At 30.7% G+C, this 14,174-nt stretch carries 8 protein-coding genes; all 8 read left to right on the top strand.

Annotated elements, in window-relative coordinates; genetic code table 11:
- Window positions 1-3 precede the first annotated feature (3 nt).
- Window positions 4-1,776, top strand: a complete 1,773-nt coding sequence (locus HNV10_RS05350) for an efflux RND transporter periplasmic adaptor subunit (protein WP_092468860.1) — start codon at window positions 4-6, stop codon at window positions 1,774-1,776.
- 35 nt (window positions 1,777-1,811) lie between these two features.
- On the top strand, window positions 1,812-2,306 hold the full coding sequence (locus HNV10_RS05345; protein WP_092468862.1) for a heavy-metal-associated domain-containing protein: 495 nt from the start codon (window positions 1,812-1,814) through the stop codon (window positions 2,304-2,306).
- 899 nt (window positions 2,307-3,205) lie between these two features.
- Window positions 3,206-3,502, top strand: coding sequence for a helix-turn-helix domain-containing protein (locus HNV10_RS05340; RefSeq protein WP_092468864.1), 297 nt, complete (start codon window positions 3,206-3,208; stop codon window positions 3,500-3,502).
- A gap of 246 nt (window positions 3,503-3,748) precedes the next feature.
- A complete protein-coding gene (locus HNV10_RS05335) occupies window positions 3,749-4,222 on the top strand; it encodes a DUF6943 family protein (protein WP_092468866.1) in 474 nt (157 codons plus the stop codon).
- A gap of 88 nt (window positions 4,223-4,310) precedes the next feature.
- The gene (locus HNV10_RS05330) at window positions 4,311-4,952 is read left to right on the top strand and encodes a DUF6266 family protein (protein ID WP_092468868.1); all 642 of its coding nucleotides are present in this window, start codon (window positions 4,311-4,313) and stop codon (window positions 4,950-4,952) included.
- 334 nt (window positions 4,953-5,286) lie between these two features.
- Window positions 5,287-6,219 (top strand): sterol desaturase family protein, encoded by a 933-nt coding sequence (locus HNV10_RS05325; RefSeq protein WP_173300312.1) that lies wholly within the window; start codon window positions 5,287-5,289, stop codon window positions 6,217-6,219.
- 238 nt (window positions 6,220-6,457) lie between these two features.
- Window positions 6,458-11,917, top strand: a complete 5,460-nt coding sequence (locus HNV10_RS05320) for a PAS domain S-box protein (protein ID WP_394353347.1) — start codon at window positions 6,458-6,460, stop codon at window positions 11,915-11,917.
- A 42-nt stretch (window positions 11,918-11,959) separates the two neighbouring features.
- A complete protein-coding gene (locus tag HNV10_RS05315; RefSeq protein WP_173300310.1) occupies window positions 11,960-14,092 on the top strand; it encodes a sensor histidine kinase in 2,133 nt (710 codons plus the stop codon).
- Window positions 14,093-14,174 lie beyond the last annotated feature (82 nt).

Below are 14,174 nucleotides of genomic sequence, written 5' to 3'. Positions count from 1 at the left end.
ACTATGAAAAAATATATAATTTACTTCGGAATATTGGTAGTTGGGTTGTTGTTAGGATGGTTGCTTTTTGGTGGTTCATCAAATGAAAAAACAGACCATAATCACGACGAGCTTGCAGAAACCAATCAAATGTGGACCTGTTCAATGCATCCACAAATTATGCAACCAGAACCAGGTGATTGTCCTATTTGTGGGATGGACTTAATTCCTGCCGAAAGTGGAAGTGATGGTCTGTTAGCAGACCAATTCAAGTTAACCGAAAATGCGATGGCTTTAGCCAATATTCAAACAACTGTTGTAGGCAAAGGTAATGTTGATGGCAACACCCTTAAATTATCTGGTAAAATTGCTGAAAATGAAGAAGCAAACGCAGTACAAGTCAGTTATTTTTCGGGTAGAATAGAACGTTTGAATGTGAGTTTTACAGGCGAAGAAGTTCGTAAAGGTCAATTATTAGCAACCATTTATTCGCCAGAATTGTATGCAGCACAACAAGAATTGATTACAACAGCATCTTTAAAGGAATCGCAACCTGAATTATATAAGGCAGTTCGTAATAAATTGAAGTTATGGAAGCTGTCTGAAAATCAAATAAATCAAATAGAAGAAACCCAAAAAGTAAAAGAAAACTTTCCAGTTTATGCAACCGTTTCAGGAACAGTTACCGAAAAATTAGTAGAACAAGGTGACTACATCAAACAAGGTCAACCATTGCTTAAAATTGCAAATCTCAATACGGTTTGGGCAAACTTTGATGTATATGAAAATCAAATCGATTTATTTAAAAAAGGACAAGAAGTTTTAGTGACTACAAACGCTTATACTAATAAGGAATTTAAAGGGAAAGTAGATTTCATTGAACCAATTTTAAATACTAAAACAAGAACAGTAACCTTACGTGTGGTGCTTAATAACAAAAACGATGTATTTAAACCAGGAATGTTTGTAACCGCAAATATTGAACGAGTTGCAAGTAGTAATGATACGGTATTAACAATTCCAGCATCTGCTGTACTTTGGACAGGAGAACGTTCTGTGGTCTATTTAAAAACCAGTCCAGACCAAACCATTTTTGAAATGCGTGAAGTTGTTTTAGGTAATCAAATTGGTAATGAATATGAAGTTTTAGAAGGTTTATTTATTGGAAATGAAATCGTGACTAACGGGACATTTACGGTTGATGCAGCAGCTCAATTACAAGGTAAAAAATCAATGATGAATAAAGATGGTGGCAAAGTAATGACTGGTCACGAAGGCCATTTAGGAATGGATAATAATGCATCAAAAAAAGAAAGTGGCCATACTAATATGAACGAAAGATTGACAGTATCAAAGAAATTTCAAGAACAACTAAAAGTTGTTTACAATGACTATATCAATTTAAAAGATGCTTTAGTTAAAGAAGATTCAAAAAATACTTCAGTTAATGCAACAAGTTTATTAAACAATTTAAGTAAAGTGGATATGAAATTATTATCAGACAATAATGCTCATACACATTGGATGTCATTAGTAAAAGAAATACAATCTTCTGCAACATCTATTTCTAAAACGTCAGATATAAAAGAACAAAGAGACCATTTCAAGCATCTATCATCACACTTAATAAATGCTGTTCAACTGTTTGGAGTTAAGGAAAAAGTGTATGTAGAGTTTTGTCCAATGGCAGATAACAACAATGGTGCATATTGGTTGAGTAAAGAAGAAAAAGTAATCAATCCATATTTTGGTGAAGCCATGCTAACCTGTGGAGAAGTAAAACAAGTAATCGAATAATAATAAATCAAATAATAACAATTAAATTTTAAACAATGAATTTTTTAAAGAAAAATCACGAACACAAAAACGATAATGTAATCGACGTGAGTAAAAAAGTAATTTTAAGTGTAGTTGCAATAGCAGCATTAGGTTTAACAAGTTGTAAAAACGAAACTAAAAAAGTTGAAGATACTACAGCAACAGAAGTGTCAAAAGAAATCGCAATGACAGATTTATCCTTTGGAGTAAGAGGAAATTGTGGTATGTGTAAAAGTACCATTGAAAAAGCAGCCAATAGTGTTGAAGGTGTTGCAAGTGCCAATTGGGATGTCGATAAAAAGAAGATTGATGTCTCTTTTGATGATACCAAAACAGATGCAATGGCAATTCATAAAGCAATAGCAGCTTCAGGTTACGACACCGAAAAAGTTGCAGGTAGTGAAGAAGCCTATAAAAACTTACCAGGTTGTTGTCAATACGACCACGAAATGATGATGAATCAGTCAGGTGAAATGAAATCGGAAGACCATTCAAATCACGACCATTAAGCCAATAATTTAAGAGTCTTTTTAGAAAGGCTCTTTTTTATTCCCCACAACCCAAAACCCAGTTTTTTCGTGCCTCAAAATCCTCTGTTTTTTGTGTTGTTCCGCGCGCCACACATAGTTGGTTTTATGTCACAATAGTTGTAGCCAACGCTATAATAGCACATTGCTTGTTTTATTTAAAAGTATCTATTTTAATAAATTAGTACAATAAAAAAGCAAAGAGCTATTGCCAACGCTCAAAACAACTATTCCGCCACAAAACCAACCCAAAGCTAAGTTACATAATGCGTAGTTATAGGAGCAAAAATCCTTTCAATGGTTGCCTACGGCGTTTTATTATATTTTCGTGCCTATAACTGTCATTATGTAAAATATCCACACACCATCCGCACAAATTCGAACATATAATGTTATTTTGGAAAAGCATTAAACAGTCGTAAATTTAAAAGGTTGAATTAGTTAAGTATTATATTCGTTATCTCATTCAAGCTGCACAAAACCATCGCTAAGCCTGTATTGAGCTTGACGAAATATCCAAGTATTCCTTACCTCAAGTCTTTGTTTGTTTCATTTCGTTAACAAATATAAAAGTCCACTTTTCCCCACCACCCAAGTCAGCGGTTATAAAAAAATAGGTTAATAAAATGCAGTAATACGACATAGCATATTGCTTTTTCTCGCTCGCCCTGTCTCGAGCGCCAGTCGAGAGGTCAAAAAAACAAAAAGCTATTGTCTAAAAGTCCTGTATAAGTAGCTTGTTTAAATGCTGTTTTATCAAACAACTATTTAAAACGCTACACATACAAACGCTTCATCCCAAGCTCAAATTGGAAATAACCTATTTTTTTAAGAGTTTATGCCCCAAAAAGTGTTGTTCAATTAATTAAATACATTTCAATATGATTACAAAAACAATCCAAATTACAGAAGTCAAAGTTGATGAATTAGCGGATAAGGTAGCAGATAAATTATTGTTTAAAATTGAAGATTACCTTAAAGAACTATCAAAATCAAAAAATGATGAATTACTAACAAGACAAGAAGTAGCCGATTATTTAAGAATAAGTTTAGTAACAATACATTCTTGGAATAAACACGGCATTTTAAATCCAATTCGTATGGGCAACAGAATCTTATACAAAAAACAAGATATTTTAGATGTTTTAGAAGAACAGTCAATAAATAAAAAAAGGTAGCAAATATATGTGGCTACCACAGCCAACGCGCAAGGCTATAAAGGTCAAGCCCTACGGGTTTTGAATAAAACTTTTTTCAAAAGCATTTTTCAAAATGATTAAACATTTAACCTCAAAAAACTTTTATCCAAAAACCTTGACAGCCTTATCCACGCCACAAGAGCATTAGGCTTTCTTTTTTTATTCTTTTTCTTTTAAAAAATTAATGGTGCGAAGCGTAGCGAAGCAATTTTAAATTGGATAGCTATGTCAACTTTTGAACTAAAAACACACCAAATCGGAAGAACTTACTCAAACCCTCATTTTTTTATCCTAAACAAAGGGCAAAACAGCGGAAAGCCTTTAATAAATCCTTGTCCTAATTGTTTTGTGGTATCTACATCAACCGAAGAAGAAAAACAAACCCTTTACCATTTATCTATGATGTTACAAATAGGCGGTTTTTATGCTTATTATTTAAAAGGGAGTGTTATTCCGTTTATCTCAATAGATGATTGCCGAAACACCTTAAAAAACAGTTACACCTCGTTGTTAAGTGATGAATTTCAGTTACAAAAGCATATTAATATAGTTTCAACTATTTGTAAAAAAGAAGCTGAACTTCAAAAAGTAATTTCAAAAATGGCAGATTTAAAAGTGTCATACATACAAAATCTATTTTCTAAAAAGCAAAATCGGGCAACAAAGGGCAACAAAAACCAAATCAATCTATTAGCATAGTATTTGCCATATATTACTTGTGTTGGTTAAAGACCGTACCAAGTCCGTACCAACTTCGAACAAGTATTAATTTTAAATTTTATATACAATGGGTGTTATTTCACAAGGAATCCTGGGCGGTGTATCAGGTAAAGTAGGAAACGTAGTTGGTGCTTCTTGGAAAGGTATTGACTATTTGAGAATTAAGCCTTCAAATGTGGCAAATCCACGAACTGAAGGACAAGTTAACCAAAGAAATAAGTTTACTGTTACTTTGGAGTATCTTCAACCGAATTTAGGTTTTATCAAGAAAGGGTATAAATCTTATGCGGTTCAAAAAACAGAGTTTAATGCAGCAATGTCTTATGTATTGAATAATGCGATTACAGGAGCTGCGCCAAACTTTACTGTAGATTATTCTTTAGCTTTATTAAGTAGAGGTAATCTATCTGGAGCTTTGAACCCTGCAACAGATTTAGCAACTGCGGGACAAGTAGAATTTACTTGGGATGATAACTCTGCTGAAGGTAATGCAAATGCAACTGATAAAGCAATGATTTTAGTTTACAATCCAAGTAAAAAAGAATCAATGTATATTCTTGATGGTGCTGATAGAACTGTAGGATCACAAATCATTACAATTCCAAGTACCTATGCAGGTGATACAGTCGAGCTTTTTATGGCATTTATTACTGCTGAAGGTAATACCGTGTCAAACAGCGTTTATTTAGGCTCTGGAACAGCTAATTAACGGTTGATGTTTTTATGTATGAAACCACTCTTTATGAGTGGTTTTTTTATGCTATATTCGTAATTGAATTTATTAATGATTGCCCTTAATTTACCCTTTTTAGGTGTTTTTTGTATCCTATTTGTTGCCCAAATGCTCTAACCCCAATAAATATAAGGTAAATTACATATTGTATTGGGAAGTAAATTTAGTATTCTTGCATCAAATAAGATTCGGATTAAGAAATTAACTTAAATAGGATCTTTAAATTCGTATTCATTTCTCTTTGTAATGTGGGAGTTGAGATATCGTTTTTTATAAATATAACATCAACTCAAATTAGAAAGAGAAATAAATGGATATTACAAACCCCTTAGTTTACGGAGTACCTTGCTTTTTAGGTTTTATAGCACTTGAACTGTCTTACAGCAAAGCATTTGATAATAAAAGGTTATATAAATGGAAAGATTTAATTTCTAGCTTATCGCTTGGTGTTGGTTCTGCAATTTTAGGTGCACTTTTAAAAACGGTGTCTGTGATGCTTATTTTTAATTTTGCATACGACCTTTTTAATCCTTTAGTAGATGGTGTGCGTACCAATATTATGGGGTGGAAGTCTTTTAGTTATGCCTGGTATATTTGGGGTATTTGCATGCTTTTAGATGACTTTTCTTATTACTGGTTTCATAGACAAAACCATATGGTAAGGCTATTTTGGGCAGCGCATATTGTACATCATTCTTCAGATAATTTTAATTTAGGTACAGCGGTTAGAAACGGTTGGTTTACATTGTTTTATAAGCCCTTTTTTTATGTTTGGATTGTTGTAATTGGTTTTCCGCCAGAAATGCTTGTGGTATGTTTAGGTATTGAATCTTTATGGCAGTTTCAATTGCATACACAGTATGTGAAAAAGTTAGGTTTTTTTGAGAAATTTCTAAATACGCATACTATGCATCAGGTTCATCACGCTCAGAACATTGAGTATATGGATAAAAATCATGGTGGTATTCTCAATATTTTTGATAGAGTTTTTGGTACTTGGAAAGAATTAGATGAGGCTGTAGCTATCAAATACGGCGTTTCTACACCTCCAAATTCTTACAATATATTTATTATTCTTACACACGAGTATAAGAATATTTGGAATGACATTAAAAAGTCTAAAAAATGGAAAGACAAATTAATGTATGTATTTGGTCCTCCTGGTTGGAGTCATGATAATAGTACTAAGACCATAAAACAAATAAGATTAGAACTTACTGAAGCTACAACTAAAAAGAATTAATTTATTAATGTTTTAAACTAAAGGTAGTTAGTGTTAAAAAATCCATATTTTTGCACAACGTTTTTTTATTGTAGTTTTTTATAAGAATTGATTAAAATCTAAAATGTAACTTATTATTTGTTTTCCACATTTTATGAAATAATCGTATTAATTACGTATTTTATGCCTAGTTATTTTTTGTAAATTAAGACTAAAATTTAAGCCCTTAACTTAGATTGCATTAACAACTAACCGCTGTATGATTATTTGTATTTCTATTCTTTTAGGATTCCTATTTGCATCCTTTAGTTTTCTGTTGCTATATAATTTAAGGACCAAAATTGGCTTGGCTCCACTTTTTATGCTTGTAGGTGCTATTCATTTTTTTCAGTCTAATTTTGGAAAACTATTTAGTGTAGAGATTTTAGATGATGTTATAATTTATCCTATTTCTTCAATTTTATTTGTCTGTATTTTATTTACAGTATTATTAATCTATATAAAAGAAGGTGTTACTAGTACAAAAGCTGTTATTACAGGCATTGTTATAACAAACCTAATTTTGTCTTTATTGGTGTTGTTTATTAATAGGCATCAACCAGAGAGTTTAACTTCAGAATTAATATTTAATATCCATTTAAAATCAGTTTTTATTAACACATTTTTGGGGTTAGCAGAATTATTAATGTTAGTTATACTGTATCAGACATTAATAAATAGATTAAAAAAAACGTCTTTAATTTTTGTTTTAATTTTAAGTTTATTAGCAGTTTCCATTTTTCATTCTGTCGTTTACAATGTAATCTATAATTTCAATAATTCAGCATTAACAACTTTAATTACTTCTCAAACAATTGCTAATTCTATTTTAGCATTGTGTTACGGAATACTCTTATATGTTTATTTAAAATATTTTGATATAAGAAAAACACACTTTAAATTCATTTCAAATAAGAACATTGATATCTTTTCTATTTTAAAATTTAATAAAACAAGCGCTAATCAATATGTAAAAAACGAAAATGATAATCAAAAAATATTTTTTGATATAGAGTCTACGTTAAACAATATTTCTGATGGTTTTATTTCGTTAGATTCTAATTGGTATTATACTTACATTAACAAAAAAGCAGCAGATTTACTAGGAAGAACACCAGAAAGTTTAATAGGAAAGCATATTTGGACGGAGTTCCCGGAAGGAATAGGTCGCTCCTTTTATAAAGCCTATTATAAAGCTGTTGAAACACAAGAAACAATATATTTTGAAGATTATTATGAACCGTTAGATAAATGGTTTGAAAATAGGGTGTACCCAACAGAAGATGGTATAACTATATACTTTAGGGATATTACAGAAAAAATCCAAGCCGATAGCCACAACCATAAGTTGGGTTCCTTAATTAATTCTAGTGAACAGTTTATTGGTCTAGCTTCTTTAGAAGGTAAGCCATTCTATTTAAACTCTAACGGAAGAGCATTAGTTGGTTTAGCAGAAAATGAAGATTTGCCAGAGACTATTTATAAGTTTTATCCGCCAGAATATAAACATGAAGTGAAGAATCAACAAATGTCTGAAGTTTTTAATAACGAAAAATGGACGGGAGAAACTCACTTTATAAATTTTAAAACCAATAAATTAATTCCGGTTGAAGTGTCTCGCTTTTTAATAAGAGATAGTAATTCAAATTCACCAATAGCTTTAGGTATTGTAGCCACAGATATTACCGAACGTAAAGCGTCTGAAAATGAAATATTAGATATTCAGCAAAAAATGCAAGCCGCTATAAGAATTGGTAATATTGGTCACTGGTCTTGGGATATATCTAAGGATGAGGTTTATTGGTCAGATTTTATGTATAAAATCTATGATGTACCTAAAGATACTGTTATAGAATACAATACGGCTTCAAATTGTGTGCATCCAGAAGATAAAAAAGTTTACAATGAGATAAGTGCACAAAGAATTAAAGATAAAAGCAATAAGCCATTTGAATACAGAATATTAAGTAAAGACGGTTCTATAAAGTACGTTATGGTACAAATGGAAGTTGTAGAAACCCCTTCTGGTGTGCCAATAAAATTTCATGGAACGGTAATAGATGTCACAGAGCGCAAAACGGCAGAAGAGAAATTAGCAAATAGCGAGTTATTATTTAGACAATTAACCACTACAGCACCTGTAGGCATGTTTAGAATGCAATTAGACGGAAGCTGTAATTTTGTTAATCAGCAATGGGAAGAATATGCATGCATGTCCTATAATGATGCCATGGGATTTGGTTGGACAAACGCCATACATCCAGATGATAGAGAAAGAGTACTTAATGCTTGGATGAAAATTGTACCAACCGGAAAAGACTTTAACGTTGATTTTAGGTTTCTAAATCCAGATGGGAAAATATTATGGATGACCGTAAAGGCGGTTGGTAATTATAACTCTAGTAATAAGTTATATGGTTACATAGGCATATGTCTCGATGTTTCAGAAACCAAGTTAGCACAAGAAAACCTTAAAAAAAGTGAGAAATTATTTAAGCGTCTAACATCTAAAGCACCTGTAGGTATTTTTCAAACAGATGCAGAAGGCGCATGCAATTATGTAAATGATAAATGGTTACAACATTCAGGTTTAGCTTATGAAGAAGCTATGGGAGCTGGTTGGGCTAATGCATTGCATCCAGATGATTTAGATAGAATAGTAAAAGAGTGGCAAAATTATTTATTGACCGATGAAACAGAATTAAAAACTCATTTTAGATTCTTACATAAAAACGATAACGTTGTTTGGGTAACCGTAAAAACTGTAGCAACTTTTGATGCCGAAAATAACCTAAATGGTTATATAGGAATGACTATAGATGTTACCGAAAGCAAACAAGCAGAAGAAAATTTAATTAATAGTGAGTTGCTCTTTAGAGGATTATCAACTCATGCACCTGTAGGGATTTTTAAAACAGATAAAGTTGGTGTCTGTAATTTTGTTAATGCGGAATGGATAAATTATTCAGGACTTAGCTTTGACCAAGCCATGGGCTTAGGTTGGACTTCAGCATTACATAAAGAAGACAAGGACAGGGTAATTAAAAGTTGGCAAATATCAATCCAAAAACAAAAAGAGTTTATTACCGATTGCAGATTTGAAACCAAGGAAGGCATTGTAACTTGGTTGAGCGTCAAAGCTGTTTGTTATTATGATACTAATAATAATTTGAATGGTTATATCGGTATGTGCGTAGATATTACCGAGCGTAAACTTGCAGAAGAACAATTAAAGACAAACGAAAAATATTTAGAAAATATTTTAAATAACATTGGTGATCCTGTTTTTGTAAAAGATGAGCAAAGCAGAATGATTCTTGTTAATGATGCTCTATGCTCAATTTTTAGTATGTCTAGAGAAAATATTTTAGGAAAAACCATGGCAGAAAATGTGCCAATGGAAGAAAGAAATCGTTTTTTAGCAAATGATAGGCATATTATTGAAACTGGAATAGAAAATGTAAATGAAGAAACGGTTAGTTTAAATAATACAGAGTTACGATCTATTTCAACTAAAAAGACACGTTTTATTGATAGTAATGGTAATAAGTATATAATAGGTGTAATAAGAGATATTACAGAACGGAAAAAAGCAGAGAATGAAATTGCAGAAATGCAAGGCAAAATTGAAGCGGCAATTAGAATTGGTAATATTGGGTATTGGAGTTGGGACATAGAAAAAGACGAAGTGTATTGGTCAGATTTAATGTATGATATTTACGATGTTGATAGAGGTGCTAAACTAAAATATGATACGGTTTTAAGTAGAGTACATCCTGAAGATAGAGATTTCCATGATAAAATAACACAAGATAGAATTCTAAGTAAGAATACAGACCCTTTTGAATATAGAGTTTTATGCACAGACCAAAGGGTTAAATACGTTACTGTACAAACAGAAGTAATAGAAGATGAGCAAGGTAATGCTATAAAGTTTCAAGGAACTGTGTTAGATATTACAGAGAAGAAAAAAGCAGAAATAAAATTAATTAATAGCGAAAAACTTTTTAAAAGATTAATATCAAATGCTCCAATAGCAATTCTTCAATCCGATAAATACGGATTATGCAATTATGTAAATAAAGAATGGCTTAATTACACAGGTCAAACGTTTGAGGAAGCTATGGAATTTGGTTTTGTAAAGGCTGTACATCCAGACGATAGAGAAGACGTTATTAATAAATGGAAGCAAGCAGTTGCTACTGAAGAAAATGTAAACATTGTTTACAGATGTTTAAAGAAAGATGATAGCATATCTTGGCTATTAAATAATTCTGTAAAAATATATAATGCAAATAATGAATTTAGCGGTTTTATAAGTTCTGTTATTGATATAACTGAAGCTAAGAAAGCAGAAGAAATAGAGCTAAAAAGTAAGCAATACTTAAATGATATATTAAATAACATTGGAGATCCTGTTTTTGTAAAAAATAGTGAGAGTAAGTTAATATTAGTAAATGATGCCTTGTGTAACGTTTTTGGTCTGCCAAGGGAAGAAATATTAGGTAAAACTTTAGGAGAACGAAAACCAGCTAAAGAACGCGAAACTTTATTTAAAATAGAAAAACACATTTTAGAAACAGGAGAGGAAGTGGTAAACGAGGAAACTGTGAGTTTAAACTTTAAAGAGCCACGTACATTTTCCATAAAAAAAACGAGGTACATAGATAATGACAGCAATAAGTTAATAATTGGCGTATTAAGGGATATTACAGAACGTAAAAAAGTTGAAGAAGAAATAAGAAAAACACATCAACGACTTACAACTCATTTAAATAATTCGCCATTAGCAGTTATAGAATGGGATAAAGAGTTTAACATTACTAATTGGTCTGTGCAAGCAGAAAACATATTTGGTTGGGATGAACAAGAGGTGATTGGTAAGCACTTTAGAGAATTCAATTTAGTTTATAATGAAGATGAATTTTTAATTTCCAAGTTTTACAATGATTTAAAAAATGGTAAAGTAAATTATAACAGAGTAATTAACCGCAACAATACCAAAGAAAACAAAGTGATTTATTGTGAGTGGTATAATTCGGTATTGCTATGTCCTAAAGGTAATATAGAATCTTATTTCTCTATAGTGCTAGATGTTACCGAACGTATAGAAATTGAAAAAAGTATTGCTGAAAGCGAAGAAAAGTTTTCTAAAGTATTTCACTCTAGTTTAATAGGCTACTCCATAATTAATTCAGATCAAATTAGAGTAGATGTAAATGAAACCATGGCCAAAATGTTAGAATCTACAAGAGCGCATTTAATTGGAAAAACAATGGAAGACGCAAATGTTGATAGGTTAGATGATTTTTATTACGATCAAAAAAGTAGATTATTTAAAAAATTAATGAAAGATGGCTTCTTAAATAATGAAACCGTTGATAGGGTATTAGTAAGTGGTAAAAAAATAAGCCTTTTATGTTCCGTAGAGGCTATAGAAATTGCAGGAGAAACACATGCGCTTTTTGCTGTTATAGATAATACAGAAAACAAAATTACAGAGACAGAATTAGAAAATTACAGAAATAATCTAGAAGAGTTAGTAGAAATAAGAACAGAAGAAGTTAAATCTAAAAATATTCAATTAGAGCGTATGAATAAGATGTTTGTAGGAAGGGAGTTAAAAATGAGAGACTTAAAAAAGGTAATAAAAGACTTAAAAAACAAATATGAAGATTAGCTTAATGAGTAAAGTTTGGCAAATAAATAAAATAAGCGTTCAATGAAAAGTACAGCTTTGTATCATTATTTTAAAAAACCTATTGTAGCCGGTTTTTCTACTTTTATTGTTCTGTTGGTAATAACACAATACATTGCTTACCAAAAGTATTTAATAAATATTAATACAGAAAAAAAAGAATTAAACACTGAAATAAGTTTAATTAAAGATAAGTTGCAGTCATTAATTATGTACAATTATTCTGCAACTAAATCCTTGGCTTACATAATAGAGCGAAACGGTGTACCAGATGATTTTGATGATATCGCTAAAGATTTCTTAAGCCATCATAGATATTTTGATGCTATAGAATTAGTAAATGATAAAGGCGTAATTACACATGTATATCCCTTAGAAGGTAATGATGTCATTGGCTTTAATATAATGTCTAATAAAGCAGCTAGTGAAGGTGCTTATGCAACAATTAAGAGAAAGGATTTTTTTATAGCTGGTCCTGTAAAATTAAAACAAGGTGGTGTTGGTATAATAAGTAGACAACCTATTTTTAGAGACAATAAGTTTTCTGGTTTCTCTGCTGTTGTAACCAAGCTCTCCACTTTTTTTGATGATTTAAATATAGATTATGAAAATGATAACAAATATTATTATCAATTATCTAGAGTGAATGGACAAACAGGTGAAGAAAATTTTTTTCTAGAAAATGACTTATCCAACTTACAAGAATATGCAGTGCCAATAGAAATACCCTTTGGAGAATGGAAATTATATATAATGCCAGTCAATCAACCATTAAATTCAGCTATTTGGTTTTCTATTTTAGGGTTATTAATATCACTTTTTGGAGGATGGATAATTTGGCGTTTTATTGGGCAGACCGAGCGATATAGTAAAATTGTAGCAGAAAAATTAAATAAACAGGAAACTGAATTAAAGTTAGTTCATAAAAAGGCAGAAAATCAAATAAAAAAAAGTGAGTTAAATTTAAATAGAGCACAACGAATTGCAAGTATTGGTAGTTGGGAAGTAATACTTAAATCAAACAAACTAACTTGGTCTGAAGAAATGTACAGAATAATAGAAAAAGACCCTGAAACTTTTAATGTTTCACGAGAGGCGTATTACAACATTATTCATCCAGATGATAGAGAAGAAATTGTTAAAACTATTAATGCATCTTTGCAAAATAAAAAAGATTATAATATCACTTACCGTTTATTATTGCCTAATGATCGTATAAAACATGTTAATGAACATTGCGAGTTATTATTTGACAAAAATAAAAATCTAATTAAATCTTTTGGTACCATACAAGATATTACAGAAAGAGTTATTAGCGAAAACGAACTATTAAACTTTAAAATAAATTTAGAAAATTTAGTAAATCAAAGAACAGAAGAACTCAACGATAGTAAGGAAGCTTTATTAAATTTATTAGAAGATATTAACTCTCAATCGGTAGAATTAGAAAAAGAAAAACAAAAAGCACAATCTGCAGACGCTATGAAATCTGCTTTTTTAGCAACCATGTCTCATGAGTTAAGAACACCAATGAATTCAATAATTGGTTTTACAGGTATACTTTTAAATGAATTAGCCGGACCATTAAATGACGAGCAAAAAAAGCAACTCTCCATGGTTAAAAGAAGCGGTAAAAATTTATTAGGTTTAATAAACGATATATTAGATATTTCTAAAATAGAAGCAGGAAAACTAAATGTAACAATGTCTTCATTTAACTATCTAACATCTTTAAAGAAAACTATAGATTTTTTTGAGATACAAATTTCAAAAAAAGATTTAAAATTAAAAACAGAAATACCTAAAACAGAAATAATAGTAAACAGTGATGAAAGACGAATAGAACAAGTATTAATAAATCTAATTTCTAATGCTATTAAATTCTCTGAAAAGGGAACATTAATAGTAAAAGTTGATATAAGAGATAAATTTGTGGTTACACAAGTTATAGATCAAGGGATTGGTATTAACAAAGAAGAAATGGTTAAATTATTTAAACCATTTGTTCAATTAGAAGGAGGATTAAGCAGAAAACATGAAGGAACAGGTTTGGGATTAACCATTAGTAAAAGTTTAATTGAGAAACTTGGAGGTTCTATACATGTAGAAAGCGAAATAGGTAAAGGAAGTAATTTTACATTTTCTATACCATTATAAAAATATAAATTAAAAATAATTGCTATTAATTAAAACAAGGGATAATGAGCATAACAAGTTGATATAAAAAAATTCAATGATT

Origin of the sequence: Winogradskyella litoriviva, from assembly GCF_013249065.1 — a bacterium.
Taxonomy (GTDB): Bacteria; Bacteroidota; Bacteroidia; order Flavobacteriales; family Flavobacteriaceae; genus Winogradskyella; species Winogradskyella litoriviva.
This window is presented reverse-complemented; position numbering and strand designations above follow the sequence as displayed.